The 25,357-nt window shown below is 65.2% G+C and carries 27 protein-coding genes, 1 tRNA gene and 1 other RNA gene; 15 read left to right on the forward strand and 14 right to left on the reverse strand.

The genetic code is table 11. From position 1 onward, the window contains the following. Positions 1-13: 13 nt before the first annotated feature. From LLW23_RS03215 to eno, 3 genes are all read right to left on the reverse strand, one after another. On the reverse strand, positions 14-484 hold the full coding sequence (locus LLW23_RS03215) for an MAPEG family protein (RefSeq protein ID WP_228947347.1): 471 nt from the start codon (positions 482-484) through the stop codon (positions 14-16). Between the two features lie 340 nt (positions 485-824). Then, positions 825-1,139 (reverse strand): FtsB family cell division protein, encoded by a 315-nt coding sequence (locus tag LLW23_RS03220; RefSeq protein ID WP_228947348.1) that lies wholly within the window; start codon positions 1,137-1,139, stop codon positions 825-827. A gap of 42 nt (positions 1,140-1,181) precedes the next feature. Further along, entirely contained in the window at positions 1,182-2,462 is a 1,281-nt protein-coding gene (eno, locus tag LLW23_RS03225) for a phosphopyruvate hydratase (RefSeq protein ID WP_228947349.1), read from the reverse strand. Between the two features lie 131 nt (positions 2,463-2,593). Between eno and LLW23_RS03230 the strand changes: the two genes are divergently transcribed. Genes LLW23_RS03230 through LLW23_RS03250 form a run of 5 tightly spaced genes read left to right on the forward strand, consistent with a single transcriptional unit; the run spans position 2,594 to position 4,671 of the window. Next, the gene (locus LLW23_RS03230) at positions 2,594-3,205 is read left to right on the forward strand and encodes a DUF883 family protein (RefSeq protein WP_228947350.1); all 612 of its coding nucleotides are present in this window, start codon (positions 2,594-2,596) and stop codon (positions 3,203-3,205) included. Positions 3,206-3,210: 5 nt separating this feature from the next. Next, positions 3,211-3,552: a phage holin family protein gene (locus tag LLW23_RS03235; protein ID WP_228947351.1), complete on the forward strand. Its 342-nt coding sequence runs from the start codon at positions 3,211-3,213 to the stop codon at positions 3,550-3,552. Beyond that, positions 3,549-3,920: a DUF3618 domain-containing protein gene (locus LLW23_RS03240; protein ID WP_228947352.1), complete on the forward strand. Its 372-nt coding sequence runs from the start codon at positions 3,549-3,551 to the stop codon at positions 3,918-3,920. The genes LLW23_RS03235 and LLW23_RS03240 overlap by 4 nt, the downstream gene beginning before the upstream one ends. Then, positions 3,917-4,393 carry a DUF883 family protein gene (locus LLW23_RS03245; protein ID WP_228947353.1) on the forward strand — a complete coding sequence of 159 codons (477 nt, stop codon included), beginning with the start codon at positions 3,917-3,919 and terminating at the stop codon, positions 4,391-4,393. The genes LLW23_RS03240 and LLW23_RS03245 overlap by 4 nt, the downstream gene beginning before the upstream one ends. A 50-nt stretch (positions 4,394-4,443) precedes the next feature. Then, positions 4,444-4,671 (forward strand): DUF4170 domain-containing protein, encoded by a 228-nt coding sequence (locus tag LLW23_RS03250; RefSeq protein ID WP_228947354.1) that lies wholly within the window; start codon positions 4,444-4,446, stop codon positions 4,669-4,671. 2 nt (positions 4,672-4,673) lie between these two features. Here LLW23_RS03250 and LLW23_RS03255 read toward each other — a convergent pair whose 3' ends face one another. Beyond that, positions 4,674-5,111 carry a phosphotransferase gene (locus LLW23_RS03255; protein ID WP_228947355.1) on the reverse strand — a complete coding sequence of 146 codons (438 nt, stop codon included), beginning with the start codon at positions 5,109-5,111 and terminating at the stop codon, positions 4,674-4,676. A 101-nt stretch (positions 5,112-5,212) separates the two neighbouring features. On the opposite strand from LLW23_RS03255, the gene LLW23_RS03260 reads away from it, so the two are divergent. After that, positions 5,213-5,380, forward strand: coding sequence for a hypothetical protein (locus LLW23_RS03260; protein ID WP_228947356.1), 168 nt, complete (start codon positions 5,213-5,215; stop codon positions 5,378-5,380). 74 nt (positions 5,381-5,454) lie between these two features. Here LLW23_RS03260 and greA read toward each other — a convergent pair whose 3' ends face one another. Then, entirely contained in the window at positions 5,455-5,931 is a 477-nt protein-coding gene (gene greA, locus LLW23_RS03265; RefSeq protein WP_228947357.1) for a transcription elongation factor GreA, read from the reverse strand. 80 nt (positions 5,932-6,011) lie between these two features. Next, positions 6,012-9,341, reverse strand: a complete 3,330-nt coding sequence (gene carB, locus LLW23_RS03270) for a carbamoyl-phosphate synthase large subunit (RefSeq protein WP_228947358.1) — start codon at positions 9,339-9,341, stop codon at positions 6,012-6,014. Positions 9,342-9,569: 228 nt separating this feature from the next. On the opposite strand from carB, the gene LLW23_RS03275 reads away from it, so the two are divergent. Next, positions 9,570-9,908, forward strand: coding sequence for a hypothetical protein (locus tag LLW23_RS03275; protein WP_228947359.1), 339 nt, complete (start codon positions 9,570-9,572; stop codon positions 9,906-9,908). Between the two features lie 7 nt (positions 9,909-9,915). Here the strand turns inward: LLW23_RS03275 and carA are convergent, their stop codons facing one another. Beyond that, entirely contained in the window at positions 9,916-11,181 is a 1,266-nt protein-coding gene (gene carA / locus LLW23_RS03280; RefSeq protein WP_228947360.1) for a glutamine-hydrolyzing carbamoyl-phosphate synthase small subunit, read from the reverse strand. Positions 11,182-11,274: 93 nt separating this feature from the next. Between carA and LLW23_RS03285 the strand changes: the two genes are divergently transcribed. The 6 genes from LLW23_RS03285 to LLW23_RS03310 all read left to right on the forward strand — a co-directional run bounded on the left by LLW23_RS03285 (position 11,275) and on the right by LLW23_RS03310 (position 18,814). After that, a complete protein-coding gene (locus tag LLW23_RS03285) occupies positions 11,275-11,727 on the forward strand; it encodes a GatB/YqeY domain-containing protein (RefSeq protein ID WP_228947361.1) in 453 nt (150 codons plus the stop codon). Positions 11,728-11,797: 70 nt separating this feature from the next. Further along, positions 11,798-13,675, forward strand: a complete 1,878-nt coding sequence (dnaG, locus tag LLW23_RS03290; RefSeq protein ID WP_228947362.1) for a DNA primase — start codon at positions 11,798-11,800, stop codon at positions 13,673-13,675. Beyond that, on the forward strand, positions 13,675-15,696 hold the full coding sequence (gene rpoD / locus LLW23_RS03295; RefSeq protein WP_228947363.1) for an RNA polymerase sigma factor RpoD: 2,022 nt from the start codon (positions 13,675-13,677) through the stop codon (positions 15,694-15,696). The genes dnaG and rpoD overlap by 1 nt, the downstream gene beginning before the upstream one ends. Before the next feature lie 237 nt (positions 15,697-15,933). Then, positions 15,934-16,593: a DUF6975 family protein gene (locus tag LLW23_RS03300; protein ID WP_228947364.1), complete on the forward strand. Its 660-nt coding sequence runs from the start codon at positions 15,934-15,936 to the stop codon at positions 16,591-16,593. A gap of 83 nt (positions 16,594-16,676) precedes the next feature. After that, positions 16,677-17,531 carry an AAA family ATPase gene (locus LLW23_RS03305; protein ID WP_228947365.1) on the forward strand — a complete coding sequence of 285 codons (855 nt, stop codon included), beginning with the start codon at positions 16,677-16,679 and terminating at the stop codon, positions 17,529-17,531. Positions 17,532-17,644: 113 nt separating this feature from the next. After that, entirely contained in the window at positions 17,645-18,814 is a 1,170-nt protein-coding gene (locus LLW23_RS03310; protein ID WP_228947366.1) for a retroviral-like aspartic protease family protein, read from the forward strand. 140 nt (positions 18,815-18,954) lie between these two features. Here LLW23_RS03310 and LLW23_RS03315 read toward each other — a convergent pair whose 3' ends face one another. The 6 genes from LLW23_RS03315 to ssrA all read right to left on the reverse strand — a co-directional run bounded on the left by LLW23_RS03315 (position 18,955) and on the right by ssrA (position 23,558). After that, on the reverse strand, positions 18,955-19,719 hold the full coding sequence (locus tag LLW23_RS03315) for a LamB/YcsF family protein (protein WP_228947367.1): 765 nt from the start codon (positions 19,717-19,719) through the stop codon (positions 18,955-18,957). 11 nt (positions 19,720-19,730) lie between these two features. Next, on the reverse strand, positions 19,731-20,486 hold the full coding sequence (locus LLW23_RS03320) for an SDR family NAD(P)-dependent oxidoreductase (RefSeq protein WP_228947368.1): 756 nt from the start codon (positions 20,484-20,486) through the stop codon (positions 19,731-19,733). Between the two features lie 58 nt (positions 20,487-20,544). Then, positions 20,545-20,619: transfer RNA gene (locus LLW23_RS03325), tRNA-Glu, on the reverse strand. A 50-nt stretch (positions 20,620-20,669) separates the two neighbouring features. Further along, positions 20,670-22,415, reverse strand: coding sequence for a single-stranded-DNA-specific exonuclease RecJ (gene recJ / locus LLW23_RS03330; protein WP_228947369.1), 1,746 nt, complete (start codon positions 22,413-22,415; stop codon positions 20,670-20,672). 4 nt (positions 22,416-22,419) lie between these two features. Beyond that, the gene (locus tag LLW23_RS03335; RefSeq protein ID WP_228947370.1) at positions 22,420-23,100 is read right to left on the reverse strand and encodes a prolyl hydroxylase family protein; all 681 of its coding nucleotides are present in this window, start codon (positions 23,098-23,100) and stop codon (positions 22,420-22,422) included. A 112-nt stretch (positions 23,101-23,212) separates the two neighbouring features. After that, positions 23,213-23,558, reverse strand: a transfer-messenger RNA (tmRNA) gene (gene ssrA, locus LLW23_RS03340). 42 nt (positions 23,559-23,600) lie between these two features. Here ssrA and LLW23_RS03345 point away from each other — a divergent pair. Continuing rightward, positions 23,601-24,032: an RrF2 family transcriptional regulator gene (locus tag LLW23_RS03345; RefSeq protein ID WP_228947371.1), complete on the forward strand. Its 432-nt coding sequence runs from the start codon at positions 23,601-23,603 to the stop codon at positions 24,030-24,032. Positions 24,033-24,128: 96 nt separating this feature from the next. On the opposite strand, the gene mscL is transcribed toward LLW23_RS03345, so the two are convergent. Further along, the gene (mscL, locus tag LLW23_RS03350; RefSeq protein WP_228947372.1) at positions 24,129-24,581 is read right to left on the reverse strand and encodes a large conductance mechanosensitive channel protein MscL; all 453 of its coding nucleotides are present in this window, start codon (positions 24,579-24,581) and stop codon (positions 24,129-24,131) included. Positions 24,582-24,685: 104 nt separating this feature from the next. Between mscL and LLW23_RS03355 the strand changes: the two genes are divergently transcribed. Beyond that, positions 24,686-25,267, forward strand: a complete 582-nt coding sequence (locus tag LLW23_RS03355) for a LemA family protein (protein ID WP_228947373.1) — start codon at positions 24,686-24,688, stop codon at positions 25,265-25,267. Positions 25,268-25,357: the final 90 nt, after the last annotated feature.

Raw genomic sequence — 25,357 nt, forward strand, 5'->3', positions numbered from 1 at the left:
AGCAGAATGGACTTCACGAAACACCCCCCATGGCGTCCATCGCGCGGGAATATGCTCCCGCCGCCTGGACGATATCAACGAAAAAACCGATCCACATCGCCATCAGCGCAATCACCGACACGAGATAGACCAAGAAGCGCGCGGGCACCTTCTTCGGCCCGATGTGAATTAAGCTGTGCACCGCACGCGCCGTTACGAACAGCCACGCGAGCGTCACTTGGATGACATTCGCCTGCGCCGTGATGATCAGCAGCGGCACCAGCGCGAAATAGAGTACCGGCATTTCGAACAGATTGGCGAGGTTGTTTGCCGGCATTTCCACCGGCTGGAAATAACGCATCGACGCCTCGCCACTGGCGAAGTCCGCTGCTTTGGGCGGGGTGCGCCTCATATGCCGCATGCGCTGGAAGAACAGCGTGAACCACACGACAAAGACGAGCGCGACCAGCGCAAACGTCGGCCACAGAATACCCAAGATCGCCACAGTCCGCCCCCTTACTCGCGGGTCAGCATGGCGCGGAACTTGATGAGAGGGAAGCCAACGATCGGCGTCCGCCGGGCGCCACTACCCAACGCGTCACCTCGGACTTGAGCCGAGGTCCATAGCGCCGCGAGCGCTGCCGTTCGAGCTGATACGGCGCCGGTCCCTGTCATGCCGGGCCCGTCCCGGCTCCACCGTGCCGCGAGTTCGCCAGCGGTTGGCTGGACTGCGCGGTGGATGCCGGGACAGGCCCGGCATGACGGTCGAGATGTCGTCCCTAAATTCTGATTTAGCGTCTCTGGCACTACGGTCCCGGCTCAACGCCGGGATGACGGTCCCACAATCACCGTAGTGGAACGATAACCTCGTCGGGGTGGGCCACGTTCAGATCGCGCCGCACCAACTCGTCGACCATATCGGGGTTGGCATGCCGCGGATCGAGCAGCGCGACGCGGTTGCGCAGCATCTCACGACGCTGGTCAAGCGCGGCGAAATGCTGCTCGCGCTTGGCAAGCTGGCGCTTGTAATCGCCGAACGCCAGCAGCCCATTCGTGCCCAGCACCGCATAGCCCCCGAAGAACGCCATCACCACCAGCGCGACCGCCGGCCAGGCGGCGCGCTTCAGCACGGAGCGAAAATTGGAGGGCTTGCGGAGCATCAGAGTGATTCTTGCTGAATCACCCCGTAGATTCAAGCGCTTTTACCGCGTGCGCAACACATCCCGCCCAGCATAAACGGCGATACTGCCCAGTTCCTCCTCGATCCGGATCAGCTGGTTGTACTTAGCGAGCCGGTCCGACCGCGCGAGGCTGCCGGTCTTGATCTGCCCGCAATTGGTCGCGACCGCGAGATCGGCGATCGTCGAATCCTCGGTTTCACCCGAACGGTGGCTCATCACGGCGGTGTAGCCAGCGCGCTCGGCGATGCGGATCGCCTCCAGCGTCTCGGACAATGTGCCGATCTGGTTGACCTTCACGAGCAGCGAATTGGCGAGCCCCTGCGCGATGCCGTCGCGCAGTCGCGACGGATTGGTGACGAACAGATCGTCGCCAACGAGCTGCACCTTATGGCCGATCGCGTCGGTCAGCGCCTTCCAGCCCTCAAAATCGTCCTCGGCCATGCCATCTTCGATCGACAGAATCGGATAGCGTGCGGCGAGATCCGCGAGATACTCGGCCATTGCGCCGGGCTCGAGCGTCAGCCCCTCGCCCGAAATGACGTACTTTCCGTCCTTGAAGAATTCGGTCGCCGCGCAGTCGAGCGCCAGCATCACGTCGTCGCCCGGCGTGTAGCCGGCACGCTCGATCGAGGTCATGATGAAGTCCAGCGCATCGGTGGTGCTCGCCAGGTTGGGCGCGAAGCCGCCCTCGTCACCGACTGACGTGGCCAGGCCCTTTTCATGCAGACCCTTCTTCAGCGTATGGAATATTTCCGCACCGCACCGCACTGCTTCGGCTAGGCTTTCCGCCCCGACCGGCATGATCATGAATTCCTGGAAGTCGATCGGATTGTCGGCATGCTCGCCGCCGTTAATGATGTTCATCATCGGCACCGGCAGCACATGTGCCGCGACCCCGCCGACATAGCGGTAGAGCGGCAGCCCGCGGGCATCCGCCGCGGCCTTCGCCACCGCCAAGCTCACACCGAGGATCGCGTTCGCGCCCAACCGGCCCTTGTTCTCGGTGCCGTCCAGATCGATCATCACCGCGTCGATCTCGATCTGATCTTCGGCCTCAAGGCCGCGCAGGGCGTCGGAGAGTTCGGTATTCACCGCCTCGACCGCATCGTCGACGCCCTTGCCCAGCCAGCGGCTCATGTCGCCGTCGCGCCGCTCGACAGCTTCGTGCGCGCCGGTCGATGCACCGGACGGCACGGCGGCGCGGCCGAAACTGCCGTCCTCCAGCAACACATCGACCTCCACCGTCGGGTTGCCGCGGCTGTCGAGGATCTGGCGGCCTTGCAGGTCGATGATTGCGGTCACGTAATGATCCTTCTACGGTGGCAGACACGGGTTCGCGATGCCCGATAACGGGGCGCGGGCGCGGCGGCAAATCGCGATGGAACCACGGCGGACGCCGCGGGGTTTCCGTTACGATCAAAGAAGGATCTATCATGGCCGACGACACCCACAAGCCAACGAACGACACCGATGTCGCGCCCCCGGCTGCTGACCCGCTGGTCCAGGTCGACTCGCTCGAACCCGCCAACCCGATGAATCCGGTCGATGCGTACCAGCCTGCCGACCCCCTGAAGGGCACATCAACCGACGGCGGCGATCCGCTGCCGCCGCTGCCCAGTGACTCGGACATCGCCGATGAGGATGATGCCGACGAGCAGACGCCCCCGCTTAACGCGCGCCAGGCGATCAGCGACAACGTCACGAAGCTGAAGAGCGAAGCAACTGATCGTGCCCGTACCCTCGCCGACGAAGGCAAGGCCCGCGCCACCGGTGCGCTCGAACAGCTCTCGCAGATGCTCACCGACGCTGCCGAGCAGGTCGATGAGAAGCTTGGCGAGCAATATGGTCAGTATGCGCGCAGCGCGGCGGATCAGGTGCAGGGTTTCTCCTCGTCGCTGAATGACCGAAGCGTCGAAGAACTGCTCGACGATGCGCGCGGCTTGGTACGCAAAAGCCCAGCCATGGCGATCGGCACCGCCGCAGCGTTTGGCTTCGTCGTGGCTCGGCTCCTTTCCGCAGGGCTCGACCAGCGCGACAAGGCGTGAACTTCATGCACGGTGATCGTGTCGATTTCGAAGAGCCGGGCATCGGCCAGCTCGTTTCCCAACTCGCTGGCGACGCCCGCGAGATGGCGCAGGCGGAGCTCGCGCTGGTCAAGGCGCGGGCCGCCGTTGCCGTTACGCGGTACAAGTGGGCGGCGGTTTATTTCGGGATTGCCAGCGTGCTCTCGCTGGCGGCACTAATTGCGCTGCTGGTCGGCCTGATCATGACGCTGGCGACGCTGATCGGTCCGGGCTGGGCCACACTGGCAGTGGTTGGCAGCGTCTTCGTGATCGCGGGAATTCTAGCGATGATTGGTAGCGCCCGGCTTAACCGCAAGGTGGGCGCATGAGTGCCGATCCGGGCGCGCTGCAGGTGACCGAGGCTGAGGCGCGCGCGGCAGCGGCACGGCATCGACTGACGGAAACCGTCGGCACACTGCAGACGCGGCTCAACCCGCGCATCGTCGCGCGTGACGCCGTCGAGGGCCTCACCGAAAGCGGCGAAAAGGCATTGCGGACCGGTGTGGAAACGGCGCGTGCGCATCCGAGCGCAGTCATGGTCGCCGCGACCATCGCGGTGGCGTGGCTGGCACGACGCCGGATCGGGGCGGCATTGCGTCTGCCCCGCAAGCGCACGGAAACAAACGCAACCGGGTTGCCGCTTGCGCGTTCGATCCCAGGTGACTGGCCGGAACCGGCCGAGAGGAAAAAGCGATGACCGACTCCAAGCAATCGTCCGCCACCAATGCCGGATCCGAATCGGAGACGCTGCGCGATCGCGCGACTCACGCCTACGAAAGTGCGGTCGCGCGCGCCGAAGACACTGTTGAGACGTCGCGGGAAAAGGCGCGTGACGCTGCGCATCAGGCGTCGGATCTGGTCGAAAGCAATCCGCTGGGCATCCTTGCCGGTGGACTGGCGCTGGGTGCGATCGTCGGCGCGCTGGTGCCGCGCAGTGATCGAGAGAAGGAATTGCTCGCGCCTGTCGGCAAGCGGATGAGCGTTGCGGCACTCGCCGCGATTGCCGCCGCAAAGGAAGCTGGGCGCAGCGAACTCGACGAGCTCGGGTTCAGCAAGGATGCGGCGCGCGAGCAAGTGAAGTCGCTGTTCCAGGGCGTTACCAAGGCGGCAACGCATGCCGGGAGTGCTGCGGCTCAGGCCGGCCGCGAAAAGATCAAGACGCCGGAATAAGGCAATCGTGATGCCTTCAATCCCGAACGCTGAAGCGATATGAGACTGGCATGAGCAAGCTTCATCTCGTTTTCGGCGGCCGGGTGGCCGATCCTCGCACGCTCGATTTTGACGATCTCACGTCCATCGACATCGTCGGCGTTTATCCTGATTATGCCTCGGCTGAGTCGGCTTGGCGTGGCGCTGCGCAGCGCACGGTCGATGATGCCGAAATGAAATACGTTGTGGTTCACCTCCACCGCTTGCTCGAGCCGGACCTGCTCAAGCGCGTACCCTGACGTCAGAACAGTTCGTCGAGCGAGCGATGCAGTATCATTCGCTGCCAATCCGGCGGATTTAACGCGAGCGCAGCGATGAACATCGCCTGCGCCGCCGCGCCGAGCCCTCCCAAGTCGCGCCAACAAATGGCAATGTCCTGGTACGGGTCCGCGACTCCAAGCCGCCCCGCGTCGATGCAGCCGCTGACGTTACCGGCGTCGTTGAAGAGCAGGTTACCAAGCGACAAATCGCCATGCACGACGACCCGCCCGGTAGCGCAAGCTGCGAGAGCCTCGACCTTTGCGAGGACCTGTTTCGCGCTCCATCCGCAATGATCCGGGTCGAAGTCGTCTTCGTCAACCAGCCCTGCCGCAACACGGTCGCGAGCCTCGGGTAGCCATGCGGCAACGCTCGAATCGAACGGGCATTCGTCAGCCGGCAGATCATGTAGCGCACGCATGTACCGGCAACTGCACCGACTAGCTCGTTCGCTCGATCAGGATATTTCGATAGCCAAGCGCCGGCCGATTGCCCCGGAAGCGCCTCCGTCAGCAGCCACCCATGGCCCCTGAACGCCTCCGACGCCACGACACGAGCCGCCGGCAAGCGGCTGGCAAGCCAGCGCAATCGTGCCGCCTCGTCGAGGACCGCGTCAGCCAACCCGCCTTCACCGCATTTGAGAAACAGGTCCACCGGCCCGCCAACGAGCCGATGAACACCCGCGCCTGACTCGCCGTCATCAACCCGCACCCACCGCCGCTCGCCGATGATATCGGCAAGCGCGGGGGGCACAGGCGGCATGATCAGATGAACTCGATCTTCGACACGACGTAATAACGCTCGCCCGCCGGCACCGAGACCTCGATCTCGTCGTCAACGCTGCGGCCGATCAACGCGCGGCCCATCGGCGAATTGTAGCTGATCCGCCCGGACTTCGCGTCAGCCTCGGTTTGGCCGACGATCTGATAGCGAACTTCCTTCTCATCCTCGTCGAGCAACGTCACGGTCGCGCCGAAGACGATCTTGTCGCCGGACAAGTCGCGCGGATCGATGATCTGCGCGCGCGACAATTTGTCTTCGATATCGGAGATCGATGCCTCGACCTGACCCTGACGCTCCTTGGCAGCATGATATTCGGCGTTTTCGGAAAGATCGCCGTGCGCACGCGCTTCCTCGATCGCATCGACGATCGTCGGCCGTTCGATCTTGAGCCGTTTCAGGTCTGCGGACAGCCGCTCATAGCCCTCCTGCAGCATCGGCATCTTTTCGACGGTCGCCATTGCGCCTGTTCCTTCAACAAAACCCCTACCCCGAGCGGCGCCCTGACCGGCCGCTTCGCACGCAACAACAATGTCGGGGATTAATTGTGCGGCTGCAAATAATAGGATTGAAGCGGCCTTACTTCAAGGTCGCGCGTACCTGACGTGATTGCCTTCGCCACCTGAATGCTTGCCTGAGCGGTGGTGAAATAGGGAATCTTCTGATTCACCGCCGAGGCGCGGATCGGCTGCGAGTCCTTCAGGCTCTGCCACCCTTCGGTGGTGTTGAAGATCAAACCGATGCGCCCGTCCTTGATCCGGTCGACGATGTGTGGCCGGCCCTGCGCCACCTTGTTGACCCGCTCGACCGGCACGCCGGCGCGCATTAGATGATCGGCCGTGCCCCCCGTGGCGACGATGGTGAAGCCAGCATCGGCGAGATCGCGCATGGCAGGAACGATCGCTGCCTTGTCGTCGTCCTTCACGCTCACGAACACCGCGCCGCCGGTCGGCAACACATTGCCCGCAGCGAGCTGCGACTTGGCAAAGGCGGTGGTGAAATCGAGGTCGATCCCCATCACTTCGCCGGTCGATTTCATTTCGGGCGACAGCACTGGATCGATACCGGGGAAGCGATTGAACGGGAACACCGCTTCCTTGACCGCGAAATAGTCGATCGCGCGGTCGATCTTGGGAAGGTCGCGCAGCTTCTCGCCCGCCATCACGCGCGCAGCGATCTTGGCGATCGGCGCGCCAATCGCCTTGGCGACGAACGGCACGGTTCGGCTCGCACGCGGGTTCACCTCGATCAGGTAGACCAGCCCGTCCTTCACCGCGAACTGAATGTTCATCAGCCCGCGTACTTCCAGACCGCGCGCCAGCAGCTCGGTCTGGCGCTCGATTTCGGCGATGATCTCGGGCGGCAGTGAATAGGGCGGGATCGAGCAGGCGCTGTCGCCCGAATGGACCCCCGCCTCCTCGATATGCTGCAGCACGCCCGCGACCACCACGTCATCGCCATCGCAGAGCGCATCGACATCCACTTCGATCGCGTCGCGAAGATACTGGTCGATCAGCACCGGTGCGTCGCCCGACACCTGTACCGCAGTCTGGATATAATCATCGAGCTGCGCCGGGCCGTCGACAATCTCCATCGCGCGCCCGCCGAGCACGAAGCTCGGCCGCATCAGCACGGGGTAGCCGACGCGCTCGGCGACGCGCAGCGCCTCGTCGCGGCTTCGCGCCATCCCGTTCTTCGGCTGGAGCAAGCGCAGCCGGTCGATCAGCGCGGCGAACTGCTCGCGGTCTTCCGCCAGATCGATCGCCGCCGGCGACGTGCCGAGGATCGGGATCCCCGCCGCCTCCAGCGCGCGCGCGAGGTTCAGCGGCGTCTGCCCTCCGAACTGGACGATCACACCGACCAGCTCACCGCGACTCGCCTCGACATGCAGGATCTCGAGCACGTCCTCGGCTGTAAGCGGCTCGAAATACAGCCTGTCGGACGTGTCGTAATCGGTCGACACCGTTTCAGGGTTACAATTGACCATGATCGTCTCGAAGCCCGCATCGGCCAGCGCGAAACAGGCATGGCAGCAGCAATAATCGAATTCGATCCCCTGCCCGATCCGGTTCGGCCCGCCGCCCAGGATCACGATCTTGCGCCGCTCGGTCGGCTGCGATTCGCACTCGGGCTCGCCGAAGCTCGGCCCCTCGTACGTCGAGTACATATACGGCGTCTTGGCGTCGAACTCGGCCGCACACGTGTCGATCCGCTTGAAGACAGGCCGCACACCCAGCTTCACGCGATGCGCGCGGACTTCCTCTTCCGTCACGCCGCCCGTCATCGCCTTCACCGCTTCGTGGATCAGACCAGACCCACGCGCGATGCCGCGCTGCATCCCGCGCAGGTTCGCCGATTGCAGCGCCAGCCACGCGAGGCGCTTGTCGCTGAACCCCATGCCCTTCAGCCGCCGCATGCCCGGCGCGTCGATCGGCAGGCCGTTCGTCATCACCTCGTTCTCGGCCGCGACGATTTCGGCGATCCGCTCGAGGAACCACGGATCGTACTTGGCGATCGCGTGGACCTCGGCGACGGTGAAGCCCTCGCGCAATGCCTGCGCCGCCACCAGCAGCCGATCGGGCGAAGCGACCGCAAGCGCCGCCTCGATCTCGCCGCGCGGCGCGCCGATCAGCCGATCGACATGGTTGAAGCCGGCCAGCCCCGTCTCGAGCCCGCGCAGCGCCTTCTGCATCGATTCATGGATGTTGCGACCGATCGCCATCACTTCGCCGACGCTCTTCATCGCGGTCGACAGCACCGCTTCGGCGCCCTTGAACTTCTCGAACGCGAAGCGGGGGATCTTAGTGACGACATAGTCGATCGTCGGCTCGAACGCCGCGGGCGTGGCGCCGGTGATGTCGTTGATGATCTCGTCAAGCGTGTAACCGACCGCCAGCTTCGCCGCGACCTTGGCGATCGGGAAGCCCGTCGCCTTCGAGGCGAGCGCCGAGGAGCGCGACACGCGCGGGTTCATTTCGATCACGATCAGCCGGCCATCCGCGGGATTGACCGCGAACTGCACGTTCGAGCCGCCAGTCTCAACGCCGATCTCGCGCAGCACCGCGATGCTGGCGTTGCGCATGATCTGATATTCCTTGTCGGTCAGCGTCAGCGCCGGCGCGACGGTGATCGAGTCCCCAGTATGGACGCCCATCGGATCGATATTCTCGATCGAACAGATGATGATGCAATTGTCCGCGCGATCGCGGACCACTTCCATCTCATATTCCTTCCAGCCGAGCAGCGATTCCTCGATCAGCACTTCCTTGGTCGGCGATGCGTCCAGGCCCTTACGGACGATCTCGAGGAATTCCTCGCGGTTGTACGCGACACCGCCGCCGGTGCCGCCCAGCGTGAACGATGGACGGATGATCGCCGGCAACCCGACCTTGTCGAGCCCTTCGAGCGCCTCCGCCTCGCTGTGCGCGATCGCCGAGCGCGCGCTTTCCAGCCCGATCCGGTCCATCGCGTCGCGGAACTTCAGCCGGTCCTCGGCCATGTCGATCGCGTCAGCATCGGCGCCGATCATCTGGACGCCATATTTCTCCAGCGTACCGTCGCGGAACAGCGCCAACGCGGTATTGAGAGCGGTCTGTCCGCCCATCGTCGGCAGCACCGCGTCGGGGCGCTCCTTCGCGATGATCTTGGCGACGATCTCGGGCGTGATCGGCTCGACGTACGTCGCTTCCGCGAGTTCGGGATCGGTCATGATCGTCGCAGGGTTCGAATTCACCAGAACGATGCGATAACCCTCCTCGCGCAACGCCTTGATCGCCTGCGTGCCCGAATAATCGAATTCGCACGCTTGGCCGATGACGATCGGCCCCGCGCCGATGACGAGGATCGAGGAAATGTCGGTGCGTTTAGGCATATCATTGTCTCGTCAGCGAAAGATAGGGAGCGACGCGCGCGAGCACGGGCGCGGCGAGGCCGCGCCGGGAGAGGTTTCGCTGCTGCATCGAAGCCGTGCCTATGCCACGTCGGCCCGCCAATGCAACCGCGCGCCAGCCCGCGATGCGATCGATATATGTCATTTTGTTGCCGATGCATCTTCTAAATAAACCCGGCGTACCTGCGCGGAACCAAAGGGAGAGTGTTAATGGCTGTCAATGGAGGCAGAGACCGCGACGATGTGGTCGGGTACAACCTGTCGCAATTCGCCAGCATCAACCGTGATCTTGGCGCCGGCTACGACGTCGTAAACATCGATGACACTGCTGGTTCCGTCCGTCAGGTACGTATCACCTTTACCAGTACCGAAGTCGGCAACAACGTTGCCACCGATTCGGGGACGCTCGCCAATCAAGATGGCGGGCTAGCCGTGCGCATGCAGGCCGAGGACGATAGCGGCGCGCTGACCGGTGGCGTTGCTCGATTTGATGATGAGGGCATTAGCTTCATTGCCACCGGTCGGACTGGTACGAGCGCCTTTTCGTAGGTGCTGCCTACCGCCGCAGGTCGCTGACGAACCGTTCGAACAGATAGAAGCTGTCTTGCGGCCCGGGGCTTGCCTCGGGGTGATACTGGACGCTGAACGCCGGTCTGTCGGTCAGTTCGAGCCCGGCGTTGCTGCCGTCGAACAGCGACACGTGCGTCTCGCGCGCATTCGCTGGCAAGCTCTCGCGCTCGACCGCGAAACCGTGGTTCATGCTGGTGATCTCGACCGCGCCGTCCGACAGCCGCTTGACCGGATGGTTGGCCCCGCGGTGGCCCTGAAACATCTTCGTCGTCCGCGCGCCGACCGCCAGCCCGAGCAATTGGTGCCCGAGGCAAATGCCGAACATCGGCTTGCCCGTGTCGAGCAGCTGCCGGATCACCGGCACGGCATATTCGCCCGTCGCGGCGGGATCGCCGGGGCCGTTCGACAGGAAGATGCCATCGGGCTCCAGCGCCATAATCGTGTCGTAGCTCGCCTCGGCGGGCACCACTGACACCTTCGCGCCGGCCGCAACAAGACTGCGGAAAATGTTGTGCTTGCTGCCATAATCGATCGCGACGACGTGTGGTCGGCCGCCGGCATCCTGTCCCTCGACTTCGCTCGGGACGGACGGGTCGGATGTGTCATCTTCTTCACCGTTCGTGCCGAGCGAAGTCGAGGCCCCATAGCCAAACCCCAGCCGCCACACGCCGCCAGCACCGTCATCACCCCACGTCCCATGCGTTTCACGGGTCACTTGCTTGGCGAGGTCCATCCCCTCCAGCCCGGGCCAGGCCCGGGCGAGCCCCAGCAGGAAATCCACATCGAACGTCCCGCTCGCGGAATGCGCGATCACCCCGTTCGGCGCCCCGCCGCCGCGAATGCGCCGCGTCAGCGCGCGGGTGTCGATGCCGGCGAGCCCGATCCGCGTATGGCGCTTCATCCAGCCGTCGAGGTGCTCCACCGCGCGGAAGTTCGACGGGCCGGTCGGATCCTCGCGCACGATCATGCCCAGCGCATGCGGCTCGTCCGCCTCGACGTCGTCAGGGTTGGCGCCGACGTTGCCGATGTGCGGGAAGGTGAAGGTGATGATCTGCCCGGCGAACGACGGATCGGTCATGATCTCCTGATAGCCAGTCATTGCGGTGTGGAAGCACACCTCGCCCGCCGCCTGCCCCTCGGCGCCGAACCCGCGCCCCCACAAGACGTCGCCCGAAGCGAGAACGAGCACGCCGGTGGCGCCATCTGGAGCAGGTCGACTTTGGGGCGCGTGCGAGGGCTTGGCGTCGGCCATGGGGCGGGCACTCCTGGGGTTCGGCGATGTACGTAAGGCCCGCGCGCTAAACTCGCCCCTCGCCCGCGTCAATCTGATATGGCCCCGCGCACCATGATTCGAGACGACATCAAACAAGCCCAGATCGCCGCCATGAAGGCTGGCGACAAGGAATCCCGCAACGCGATCAGCCTGATCCAGTCAGCGATCAAGAACCGCGACATCGAGGCGCGCACACAAAGCACAACGCCGGATGACGATACGCTCGTCGTCGAGGTTCTTCAGAAAATGAAGAAGCAGCGCAGCGAATCGATCGAGATGTACCGCAAGGGTGGCCGCGAGGAACTCGCCGCCGCCGAAGAAGCCGAAGTCGCGGTGATCGACCGCTTCCTGCCCAAGCAGCTAAGCGAGGTTGAGACGACCGCCGCGATCGTCGCCATCCGCGACGAGATCGGTGCCGCGGGCATGAAGGATATGGGCCGCGTGATGGCCGAACTGAAGGCGCGCCACGGCAGCGTCCTCGATATGTCGAAGGCAAGCGGGCTGGTGAAGGCGGCGTTGGCGTGATCGACCTCCCGCTTGCGGGAGATATCGGGCCCGCGCATGTCATCGATGCCGTGCCCAGGCTAGAACCAGGATGTCTCTAACCCCCGCCTTCCTCGACGAACTCCGCGCCCGCACATCGCTGTCGGCGCTGATCGGCCGAACCACCAAGCTCACCAAGGCTGGCCGCGAGCACAAAGGCTGCTGCCCGTTCCACAACGAAAAGACGCCCAGCTTCTACGTCAACGACGACAAGGGCTTCTACCATTGCTTCGGCTGCTCGGCGCATGGCGATGCGATCCGCTGGATGACCGATCAGCGCGGGCTGCCCTTCATGGATGCGGTGAAGGAGCTTGCGCAGGCCGCCGGCATGGAAGTCCCCGCCCTCGACAAGAAGTCGGCCGAGCGCGCGGAGAAAGCGCAGTCGCTGCATGACGTCATGGCCGCCGCCGCCGAGTGGTTCTGCACGCAGCTCGACGGGCTGGAGGGCAGCGCCGCGCGTGAGTTGCTCGACCGGCGCGGCATCAAGGCGGAGACAAAGCGCACCTTCGGCTTCGGCTTCGCTCCCGATGCGCGCGGCAAGCTGCGCGCGGCGTTGAAGCAGTTCGGCGATGCAATGCTGATCGAGGCCGGGCTGCTCATCAACGTCGAGGGCAAGGAGCCCTACGATCGCTTCCGCGGCCGGCTGATGATCCCGATCCGCGACCAGCGCGGGCGCGTGATTGCGTTCGGCGGGCGGATCATCGGCGACGGCGAGCCGAAATATCTGAACTCGCCCGACACCCCGCTCTTCGACAAGGGCCGCACGCTCTACAATATCGATCGCGCGCTGCCCGCGGCGCGCAAGGCGAACCGCGTGTTTGTCGTCGAAGGCTATATGGACGCAATCGCGCTGGCGCAGGCGGGGATCGGCGAAGTCGTCGCCCCACTCGGCACCGCGCTGACCGAGCATCAGCTCGAACGGCTGTGGCGCATCGCCGATGTGCCGACGCTCTGCTTCGACGGCGACAATGCCGGCCAGAAGGCCGCGATCCGCGCCGCGCACCGTGCCATGCCGATGCTGGCGGCGGGCAAGAGCCTCAAGTTCGTCACCTTGCCCGAGGGGCAGGATCCCGACGATCTGATCCGCGCCAAGGGCGCCGGCGCGTTCGAGGCGCTCGTTCGCGACGCAACACAGCTAGTCGATCGACTATGGGCGCACGAACTCGCTGCCGAGCCGATGACGACTCCCGAGGAGCGCGCCGGCTTCCGCGGCCGCTTCGCGGAATTGGCCAAGGCAATCGCCGATCCGGTCGTCCGCTCCGAATACCAATCCGAATTCCGCCGCCGCTACGACGAGCAGTTCGCCGCCCCGCCGCGCGCGCCGTTTCAACCGCGCCAACCCTTCGTGCCTCGCAAGCCGGGGCAGAAATGGTCGCCCCCGCCTGCCCCCGTCACCGAGGATGCCAAAGCGTTTCGCGCGATCGGGATCGATCGCGTGCTTGCCAAGGCAGTGCTCGCCGGACTGATCCGCCACCCGGTGGAAATCGCACGGCATGTCGAGGTATTGGGATCGCTTCGGCTGGCGGATGGCGCGCTCGGACGATTGTTCGAGGCCGTGGTGGATGTCGCGCTTGAAGATCAGGCGCTTGATAGCGGCCGCCTGGTTACCATATTGGCGCAAAGCGGTTTCGAAACGGTCGCCCGCGACCTCTTGAGAGCCGATACGATGCCTTATTCCTTCACCCAAGCGACGGGGGACGAGACGCGCGCCAGGGAAGACCTTGACGAAGCGATAGCGATCCTCGTGGCGCGGCCCGAAGTGGATGCGGCGCTGGCCGATGCGACTTCCGCCATGCAGGCACGCTTCACTGATGAAGCGTTTCAGCGGCAGGTGGCATTGGTCAGGGAACAACAGGCGCTGGACCTTCGACTTGCAAATCTCGTGCAGTCGAACGAAGACGCCCGCGCTTTTGATGCCGAGGACGATTGATGGCGAAGGTTAACGGTAGCGGTGGCGACGAAGGCGGCGAAACGGCCGATGCACCGCTGATCGACCTGAACGATGCGGAAATAAAGAAGCTGGTCGCACGCGCGAAGAAGCGCGGGTACATCACCTATGATCAGCTCAACTCCGCATTGCCGCAGGATCAGATGTCGAGCGACCAGCTCGAGGACATCATGTCCGCGCTCAACGAAATGGGCGTGAACATCGTCGAGAACGAGGAAGCCGGGGAAGACGGCGACGAGCAGGAAGCCGCCGAGGACGAGGTCGAGACGGTCGACGCCGACCAGGAAAACGCGCCCGTCGTCGAAAAGAAGAAGGAAACGATCGACCGCACCGACGATCCGGTGCGGATGTATCTGCGCGAGATGGGCGCCGTCGAGCTGCTCAGCCGCGAGGGCGAGATCGCCATCGCCAAGCGGATCGAAGCCGGCCGGGACACGATGATCCTCGGGCTGTGCGAATCGCCGATCACCTTCAACGCGATCATCGATTGGTCGACCCAGCTCAACGAAGGCACGATGCAGCTGCGTGAGATCCTCGATCTTGACGCGATGTTGTCGAAGGGCCCGTCGGCCGAGCAGGTCGAGAACGCCGAGGACGACAGCGGCGAGATCAGCGAAAAGACCGCCGGCGCATCGTTCAAGGAAGAAGCCGAGCCGGAAGAGGCATCGGCCGACGAAGACGATGACATGACCGAGCGGCGCACGCCGCGTCCGTCGGACGACGAAGAGGAGGATAACACCCTCAGCCTCGCGCAGATGGAGGAAACGCTCAAGCCGATGGCGCTCGAGAAGTTCGCCAACATCACGGCGATCTATAAAAAATTCTCGAAGATGCAGCAGGGCCGGCTCGGCGCGATGGGCGGCGGCAGCGAGCTGTCGGCGGGCGACGAGCGCAAGTACCACAAGCTGCGCGAGGAGCTGACCGCCGAGGTCGAGAGCGTCCAGTTCCACAACGCCAAGATCGAATATCTCGTCGATCAGCTATACAGCTACAACCGGCGCCTGACCGCGCTCGGCGGCCAGATGCTGCGCCTCGCGGAACGCCACAAGGTGAACCGCAAGGACTTCCTCGATCGCTACATGGGCCACGAGCTCGACGACACATTTCTCGCGACCGTCACTGGGCTCGACAAGAAGTGGACCGCGTTCGCGACCAACGAGGGCGACGCCGTCGATCGCATCCGTATCGAGATTTCGGAAATCTCGCAGCAGACCGGCATGGCGCTCGGCGAGTTCCGCCGCATCGTCAACATGGTGCAGAAGGGCGAGCGCGAGGCACGCATCGCCAAGAAGGAAATGGTCGAGGCGAACCTGCGGCTCGTGATCTCGATCGCCAAGAAATACACCAACCGCGGGCTGCAGTTCCTGGATCTGATCCAGGAGGGCAACATTGGCCTGATGAAGGCGGTCGACAAGTTCGAGTATCGGCGCGGCTACAAGTTTAGCACGTACGCCACGTGGTGGATCCGCCAGGCGATCACCCGCTCGATCGCCGATCAGGCGCGCACGATCCGCATCCCGGTCCACATGATTGAGACAATCAACAAGCTGGTCCGTACCAGCCGCCAGTTCCTCCACGAGCAGGGTCGCGAGCCCACGCCAGAGGAAATGGCCGAGCGCCTGAGCATGCCGCTCGAAAAGGTCCGCAAGGTGATGAAGATCGCCAAGGAGCCGATCAGCCTCGAAACGCCGATCGGCGACGAGGAGGATTCGCACCTCGGCGATTTCATCGAGGACAAGAATGCCGTCATCCCAGTCGACGCGGCGATCCAGGCCAACCTCAAGGAAACCGTGACCCGCGTCCTCGCCTCGCTCACCCCGCGCGAAGAGCGTGTGCTGCGCATGCGCTTCGGGATCGGCATGAACACCGATCACACGCTCGAAGAGGTCGGCCAGCAGTTCTCGGTGACGCGCGAGCGTATCCGCCAGATCGAGGCGAAGGCGCTCCGCAAGCTGAAGCACCCGAGCCGCAGCCGCAAGATGCGCAGCTTCCTCGATCAGTAAGGCGCTGGGTGACGACGGAGAGCGCACGGCCGCTCTCCGCCTTTGCCAAAATCGCCCTTCGGTGATTCGGCCACGTCGAGGCGTCCGCGTTCGCTGGCTCATGATTGAGACGGACCGTCTCTATCGCGCGATGATGCGACGTCGCGCCGCGATGATCATGTCCAAGTCGGTCGCGTCGTAAACTCGCTCTTTACGCTGTTCCGCTAACGTCGTGGCTTCACCGGACAGGGAAAGTGCGTGTCGACCGCTCCGAGTACAGGCTTTGCGGCGTCGGGTCGCTCGATCGGCGGCATTGTCGCCGAAGAAGGCACGCTTGTGTCCGACCATGCGCGGTCGCTCTGTCTGCCGGGTGCAGCAACGCGTGATCTGTCGGACGCGGTCCATGCTCTGTGCGCGTTGCACGGCGCGACGCCGAGCATGGTCGAGCTCGCGATCGTCGCGCGCGGCGGGCAGGACGTGCAGCAATGGATGCACGATGCCGCCGTCGCCTTCGACGACGAGCGCCATGCGCTCGCGCTTCTCACCGCTGCGATCGGGCCGCTCCCGTCCACACCTGGCCAGGCCGAATCGGAAGCCGCGATCAGCGGCCAGCAGCGCGCCCTGGCGACGCTGGCCCGATCCGACCGCAGCGGTTGCGCTCTCGGTGCGGCGCTGGCCTTACTCCTAGACTGGCATGCGATCCGCCCCGTCCTCGACGCCGCAGCGCATCGTGCCGGCTCCGCGCCACGCCCCGTCATGCTCCCCGCCCCCCACCAGATTACCGCGATCGCCACGCGGCTCGCGGCGGAGCCCGCCGCCGCGCGCGCGATGATGTTCGGCGCGCAACAGCTGATCGCGCAGCACCGCGGCCTGTGGCACTTGCTCGATGCGCGCGCCGGAGCCCGCAACGCGCATTAAGCGGCAGGACTTAACCCGGCTTGCGCCCGCCCGAAAATTCCCGCATCGCCAGACCCGATATTCGAACGAGACGGGATGAGGGCATGAAGCGTTTCGAGGGCACGCAAAGCTATGTCGCGACCGACGACCTGAAAGTGGCGGTAAACGCCGCCGTGTCGCTCCGCCGCCCGCTGCTGGTGAAGGGCGAGCCCGGCACCGGTAAGACCGTCCTGGCCTATGAAATCGCCAAGGCGACCGGCGCGCCGCTGATCGAGTGGAACGTCAAGTCCACCACCAAGGCGCAGCAGGGCTTGTACGAATATGACGCGGTCGCCCGGCTGCGCGACGGCCAGCTCGGCGACGAGCGCGTTCACGACATCGGCAACTACATCCGCAAGGGCAAGCTGTGGGAAGCGTTCACCGCCCCCGAATTGCCCGTGCTGCTGATCGACGAGATCGACAAGGCCGACATCGAATTCCCGAACGATCTCCTGCAGGAGCTCGATCGCATGGAATTCCATGTCTACGAGACGAAACAGACGATCCGCGCTGCCGATCGCCCGATCGTCGTGATCACGTCGAACAACGAGAAGGAACTGCCCGACGCATTCCTGCGCCGTTGCTTCTTCCACTATATCAAGTTCCCCGATCGCGACACGATGCAGGCGATCATCGACGTCCACTTCCCCGGCATCCAGAAGATGCTGGTGAACAAGGCGATGGATATCTTCTACGACGTGCGCGACGTGCCCGGCCTGAAGAAGAAGCCGTCGACCAGCGAATTGCTCGATTGGCTCAAGCTGCTGCTGCACGAGGACATGCCGCTCGAGGTGCTGCAGAATCGCGATCCGACCAAGGCGATCCCCCCGCTCCACGGCGCGCTGCTGAAGAACGAACAGGACGTGATGCTGTTCGAGCGCCTCGCGTTTATGGCGAAGCGCCAGGCGAACAAGGGTTGAGGTCTCCCCGTCATTCCCGCGAAAGCGGAATGACGGCGCCCCCCCGTACCATTCTGAACCCGACCGCCCCGTAACCCCGTAGCCGCCCCGCGCCCCGCGGGCTAAGCAGGCGCGTGTTGCTTTTCTCGCTCCTCGCCGCTGCCGCGCTCGCGCTGCCAGCGGCCCAGCCCACCGGCACGGCGACGCTCGCGCCCGACGCCGAAACGCGCTGGGTGCCGTTCGAGCTGACGCCGGGCAATCAGATGCGCTTCACCATGGCGGTCGACGGGCGGCCGACGGTGGCGATCCTCGATACCGGCGTCAGCTATTCGGTGCTGTCGCGCCGCTTCGCCGACCAGGCAGCGCTGAAGGTGAAGCCCGGCGGCAGCGCCACCGCGATCGGCGGCCTGGTCGATATCGGCTGGACCGACACCACTTCCGTGACGCTCGGCGGCGCAACACGGCGCGGCGGAGGGCTGACCGTGGCGACGCTGCCCGCTATCGCGACCGGCAGCGCACAGGCGGTCGATCTGCTCGTCGGACGCGACCTGACCGGCAATTATGCGCTCGACATCGATTATGCCGGACGCCGCTTCCGCCTGCTGCCGAGCGGGCGGATGCCATATCGAGGCTTCACTGCGCCGCTGGCGATCTCGCGCGATCGGCTGGTCTATGTCAGCGAACTCACGCTGGGCGCGGCGCGGCTGCGGCCGATGGTCGTCGACACCGGCGACGGATCGTCGGTGACGGTCAGCGCCGCCGGCTGGTCAACGGCGCGGCTGACGGGCATCCGCACCACTACGGCGGTCTCCTTCGGCCTCGCCGGCGCGGTGACCAGCACGATCGGCGTGGTCCCGTCGCTCGCGCTGGGCGAACTCGTTGCGCGAAATGTCGAGATTCGTATCGAGCCGGCCAACGGGTTCTCCGAATCGATCGAGGCGGCTGGCCGGATCGGTTCGGGCTTCCTGCAGAACTACCGCGTGCTGCTCGATCCCACCGCCGGGCGGATGATCCTCAGCCCCGGCCCGACTGCGGACCAGCGGCCACTACGCTCCACCAGCGGGTTGCTCGTCGGCGTCGACCGCGACCGGCTGCGCATCCTCCACGTCATGCGCAGCGGCCCAGCGGCCGTGGCGGGCTGGAAGGAAGGCGAGACGATCTGCACCATCGACGGCCAGCCGATCCCGCGCGATTATGGCACCAGCGCGCTCGCCACCTGGTCGGCCGGCGCGCCTGGCCGCACAGTCGCGCTCGGCCTGTGTGACGGCACCAAGCGGACCCTGACGCTGCGCGACTTCTACTAAAAAGGGGAATTTGCCACCTAGTTCCCCGGCGAAGGCCGGGGCCCAGCCGCAAACCGACTAGTGGAGAGTGGCGCCAGCGCCACAATCCCCGCCCCGACTAGGCCCCGGCCTTCGCCGGGGAACGAACCTCCGGCCCTAAATTAGCTCGCAATAAATGGCGCGATCGTCAGGCCGCGCTTGGAAAGCACCTCACGCACCCGCCCCGCCATCGCCATGGCCGCGGGGTTGTCACCATGGACACAAATCGAATCGACCGCAAGCCGAACGCTGCCGCCCTCCACCGTCGGCATCTCGCCGCTGTCGAGGAAGCTGACCAGCCGCCCCGCCGCGACGTCGGCATCGTGAATCAGCGCGCCGGGAGCACTCCGCGGCACCAGATCGCCCGCCGCAGTGTAACCGCGATCCGCGAACACCTCGCTGAACACCCACAGCCCCGCCGTGCTCGCCGCCGCCTGCAGCTCAGTCCCCGAAATCGCCAGCACTGCAAGCGCTGGATCGACCGCACGCACCGCCCGCGCGATGGCATCGGCCACCTCGCGCTCGGCCGCCGCGACATTGGCAAGCGCCCCATGCGGCTTCACGTAGCGCACCGGATGCCCGGCGAGCGCCCCGACGGCGATCAGCGCACCCACCTGCGCCGCGACGAACCGCTCGATCTCTGCCGGTGTCGCCGGCAACCGCCGCCGCCCGAAGCCAAGCAGATCGGGATAACTCGGATGCGCCCCCACCACCACGCCGCGCTCGCGCGCTAGCACCATCGTGCGGAACATCGTCTCCGGATCGCTGGCATGCCCGCCACATGCGACGTTAGCGCTTGTGACGAGCCCCAGCATCGCGGCATCGTCACCCATCGACCAGGGGCCGTAGCCCTCCCCCAGATCGGCATTGAGATCGATCGAGATCATGGGAAGCCACCCTACAACGACTGCCCGTCATCGATATCGATCACCGATCCCGTCACCATCGCGCTCGCGTCCGATGCGAAATACAAAAGCTGCGGATCAAGCACGTCGATCGGCATAAAGCGCCGCCGGTGCCACCCGGCGACCTGCTTCGCGCCGCCCTCGGTATCGAACCAGTCGCCAGCGATCTCGGTCTGGATATAGCCCGGCTGGATCACATTGACGTTGATCCCCTGCCGCACCCACTCGCGCGCCAGATTGCGCCCGAGATGCGCCACCGCCGCCTTAGACGCAGCATATGCGCTGTCGCCATGACCCGTCACATGCGCGGTAATCGAACCGATCAGCACGATCCGGCCCCGCCCGCTCTCCCGCGATCCAGCCGCCATCAGCCGCTTGGCGCCCTCGCGCGCGGTGAGCAGAACGCCGGTGAAATTGGTGTCGATGGTCTGCCGCAGCGCGGCAGGCGCGACGTCGACCGAGCGCCCGCCATTCGCGACACCGGCGTTAGCGATCACCGTATCGACGATGCCGAACTGCGCCTCGGCAGCATCGAAGGCCGCAGCAATCGAATGCTCATCGGTAACATCGATCGCGACCGGCAGCGCCGCATCGCCCAGCCGCGCCGCCAGCGCCTCGACCCGATCGATCCGCCGCGCACAGATCACCACACGTGCGCCGGCGGCAACGAACACCTCGGCGAAGTGCGCGCCCAGTCCCGACGAAGCACCGGTGATGAGCGCAACGCGCCCGCTAAGATCGAAAGCCACGCATCCCCCCTCGCATTGCGCCCTGTCGGCGCCGCGAGAGGCGAGCGGGCGATGAAGCTGGTGACCCCTACGGGATTCGAACCCGTATTTCAGCCGTGAAAGGGCCGCGTCCTAACCCTTAGACGAAGGGGCCAGCGGAGGTGCGGTTAGAAGGCACTCCGCAGTAAGTCAATCGCGTGTACGTCAGTCTGCCCAGGCCGCATCGTCGATGTGCAGTTCCGCCGCCGGCCGCTGCGCCCAATCATCGATCTTCGCGCGCCCGGCGAGCCATAGCTTGCGATGTGGCGCTGCGCCAAGCAACGCCGCGCCGAGCGGCGTATCGGCAGCACGGAACGCCATCGCCTTTAGGCTACGCCCGTCGTCCCCCGCTACGATCGCGCGGACATGGCCGTTGCCGACCACATCGACCCGCACCGCCCGCACGGGGCCAATCGCGACCCGCGGCGACGGCCAGCCCATGCCATACGGCCCGCCGACCTCGAGCGCAGTGACCAAATCGGGCGTAACACCGCCCGGCGCATGCACCGAATCGACCAGCAACGCACGGTCCGCGACCGCGGCCGCCACCCGCACCGCCAGAAGCTCCTCGAGGAAATCGGCGAACGCCGGCACCTTGTCGGCCTCGATCGTCAACCCCGCCGCCATCGCATGCCCGCCGCCGGCGACGAGCAACCCCGCCTCCTTCGCCGCAAGCACGGCCTGCCCCAAGTCGACGCCCGGGATCGACCGCCCAGATCCCTTGCCGACTCCCGCCTCATCGACTGCGATGACGATCGCCGGCAGGCCGAGCTTCTCCTTCAGCCGCCCGGCGACGATGCCGATCACGCCGGGATGCCAGCCGCGCCCCGCCACCACCGTCACCATTCGGCTCGTGGGATACAGCGCTTCCGCCTCGGCCTGCACCGCCGTCTCGATCGCCCGGCGCTCCTCGTTCAGCCGGTCCAGCTCGGCGGCGATCGCGCGCGCTTCGTCCGGATCGCGCGTCGTGAGCAACCGCACACCCAGGTCCGCCCGCCCGACGCGCCCACCGGCATTGATCCGCGGCCCCAACGCGAAGCCCAGATCGGTCGCGGTCGGCGCTCGCGTCAGCCGCGACGCTTCGATCAGCGCGGCGAGCCCGACATTGCGTCGCGCCGCCATCACCTTCAGCCCCTGCGCCACGAACGCGCGATTGAGCCCGCGAAGCTGCGCCACATCGGCTACCGTGCCCAGCGCAACGAGATCGAGCAGGTCGAGCAGCCGCGGCTCGGCCCGCCCGGCAAAAAAGTCGCGCTTGCGCAACACGCGCAACAGCGCCGCACCCAGCAAAAACGCGACGCCGACCGCAGCCAGATGCCCATGCGCCGCCCCCTCCCCCTCGTCGAGGCGATTGGGGTTCACCACCGCATGCGCGATCGGCAGCGCGCTCGCGCATTGATGATGATCGACGACGATCACGTCGACCGGCACTGCACTCGCCGCGGCAAGCGCGTCGAACGCTTGCGCCCCGCAATCGACCGTCACGATCAGCGTTGCGCCCTCGCCCGCGAGCCGCTCCATCGCTCCCGCGGTTGGGCCATAGCCCTCGAGCATGCGGTCGGGGATATAGGCGCGCGCCTCGATCCCCAGGTCGCGCAGCAGCAGGATCATCACTGCTGCCGAGGTCGCGCCATCGACGTCGTAATCGCCGAACACCGCCACCTTTTCGCCCGCGACCACAGCATCGGCAAGCCGCTCAGCGGCACGGTCCATGTCACGGAAGATCGACGGATCGGGCATGAACGCGCGGATCGATGGCGTGCGATGATCGTCGAGCGCCTCGCGCGGGCAGCCGCGCGCGAGCAGCAATTGCGTCACCAGATCGTCGAGCGACAGATTGTCCGAAGCGGTCGCGCGCCAGCGCCACGGCTGGCCCAGGATCGACCGCTCGACCCCCAAGACGTGCATCATCGAGTCACGCCGCCGGTTCCCAGCGCGCTTCGCGAAACCATTTGGTGATGATGTACTTGGTTCCTTCCAAGACGGCCGTGCCCTCGTGCAGCGTCATCGGGTTCGGGCTGCCGTCGGCCTTCATGTTGTTCCAGGCCAGCAACAGGCCGCGCTTCGGCGCGACCCGCACGCCGGCCTGCGGAAACCAAGTCGCGCCGCCTTCATCGACATCGTTGAGGAAGATCATCGCGGTCCACACGCGCTGCCCGCCGCTGGCCTTCATAGCCGGCCAATAGGTCTCGCCCTCGTGGAAATAATCGTTGTGCGCCCTGAAATATTGCCCGGCGGCATATCGCTGCCCCTGCATGGTCTCGCCGCAGGCGGGATCGAACCCGAGCAGCGCGGCCAGCCCGTCATCAATCGGCTTAATGTCCGGCGCGTGCCGATCCATGTCGCAACTTTCCGACGTGCGAAACGATGCGCCGCCGCTGTCGGACAGCAAGGTCGAGGGCCGGCGGTTGGCGTCGATCATCGCCACCAGCCGCTTGCACGTCGCAGGATCGAGATAGCCCGGCAGCTTCCACGCCTCGGCCACTTGGCTCGGCAACTTCACCGCGCGCGGCTCCGCCGCCAGCCGCGCCGTCACCGCCGCGCCGATCTGCGCGCGATGCACTGAGGGTTGGCCCGAAATGTTCGAGATCGACATGGCCAGCCTATTTGCGCGCTGCGATGCGGATGACAAGCGCACCCGCCTGCGAGCTTCTTGATGGGTGTGGATCAGTGGGGGGCTTCTGTTGCCCGGTGCCCCCCGTACCGCTGGAATCCGATTCTGTTGCCCGGTTCGGTCCAACCGCGCTTTGTAGAATAACCTTAGGCCGTTAGGCCCTCAGTTACGCTGCAATTGCGAGTGCTTCGTTATCGTTGGCACTTATGTGTAGGCCGTCACGGTGGTCCCATTCCGAGCAAAAACCAGCGCCTTTCAACACACGTCGATCCTGGTTCGGCCCCGTCACCGAAGCTGCGGAACAGCTGCGGTGGTGGAGCCGCCGGGTACTGCCCCCGGGTCCGCTGCGTCTATTTTACACTAGTATTTATCGCCATAGCCGTGGGGCAAGCCCCGCGAGCCCGAGCAATATAGGGCATTGTAGAGAAACTGCAAAGAGCGCCTTCCGGCGGCCATAATACGGGTGCATATAACAGGGTATCATGCTTACCCAGCGTTCCCGTTACGCCCTTCGATCGATGATCTATCTTGCGACGACGCCGGCCGGTGGCCCGCCCGTGCCGATGAACCGCATCGCGATCGAAGCCACCGTCCCGCGCAAGTTCCTCGAACTGATCCTTGCCGATCTCCGCGATGCCGGGCTGCTGCACAGCTATCGCGGCAAGATGGGCGGTTACGTCCTTGCCCGGCCCGCACATCTCATTTCGCTCGGCGAAATCATCCGCGTCATCGAAGGCCCGCTCGCGCTGGTCTCGTGCGTCAGCCGCACCGCCTATCGCCCGTGCCGCGACTGCAAGAGTGAGGCTGATTGCGCGATCCGCCACGCCATGGCCCGCGTCCGCGACGAAACCGCACGCATCCTCGACGGGACCAGCCTGGCGGATGCGACAGCGGAGGAAATGGCGGCGGCCTGAGGCCCGTCATCCCAGCGAAAGCTGGGATCGCCATCATCAAAGCGATCCGCTCCAATGCGCCCTGCCCCAGCTTTCGCTGGGGTGACGGAACGCCGCTCACACCCGCGGCCGCGCCCGCAATTCATCCCTGATCTCGCGCAACAGTGCCACGTCGGTCGGCTCCGCCGCCGGCTCGGCCGCAGCCTTCTCTTTCTCGCGTTCGAACAACGCCGTCGCGCGGTTCACCGTGCGCACCAGCATGAAGATCACGAACGCGACGATGACGAAGCTCACCGCCTGGGTGATGAACGCACCATAGCCGAGCAACGGTACGCCGGCCTTCTTCAACGCGGCATAATCAGTCGATCCGATGAGGTTCGCCGGAATCTCGCCCATCACGACGAAATAGCTCGAAAAATCGAGCCCGCCAAAGATGCGCCCGATCACCGGCATCAGCACGTCCTCGGTCAGCGATGTCACGATCTTGCCGAACGCCGCACCGATGATCACCGCCACCGCAAGATCGAGCACGTTGCCGCGCGCGATGAACGCCCTGAATTCCTTGAGCATCGTACCTCCCGTTTCCTGATCGAGGTTAGCTTGCGATTGCCCCTTCGCCAAGCATCCCGGCTGTCCTATATGAGTGATACAGGCCCCTTCGGAGACCCACGCCAATGACGTTCCGTCCCGTCCTCCTCCTCCTCGCGCTCACGACGACTCTCGCCGGCTGCGGGATCAACACCGTCCCGACCGCGGAGGAGAATGCCAAGGCACGCTGGGCCGACGTGCAGAACCAGTATCAGCGCCGCGCCGATCTCATCCCCAACCTCGTCTCGACAGTGAAAGCCGCCGGCGCGCAGGAAAAGGACATTCTGACCGAAGTGACGCAGGCACGCGCCTCGGCGACGCAGATTCAGGTCTCGGGCGACGAGCTGAGCGACCCCACGAAGATGCAGGCCTATCAGCGCGCGCAGGCCGGGCTCAGCCTGTCGCTGCAGCGGCTGCAGGAGGCCTATCCCGAGCTTCGCAGCCAAGGCAATTACACCACGTTGATGAGCCAGCTCGAAGGCACCGAGAACCGCATCACGATCGCGCGCAACGACTACAACGGCGCAGTGCAGGCGTATAACACCCGCATCCGCACCTTCCCCGACGCGGTCGGCGCGAAGATCTTCTATGGCGCCAAGCCGATGGTGCCGTTCGCCGCGACCACGCCCGGTGCCGAGGCGGCACCCAAGGTGGATTTCGGGAGTTAAGGCATCCCGATCCGCTTCGGGCCGAGCGTAACGGCTCGGCCTCCTCTTCTTCGGAGTAGATAGTGCAGCGCGTCGACAGGCTCAGCGCGA

It is taken from the genome of Sphingomonas radiodurans, assembly GCF_020866845.1.
Classification (GTDB): domain Bacteria; phylum Pseudomonadota; class Alphaproteobacteria; order Sphingomonadales; family Sphingomonadaceae; genus Sphingomonas; species Sphingomonas radiodurans.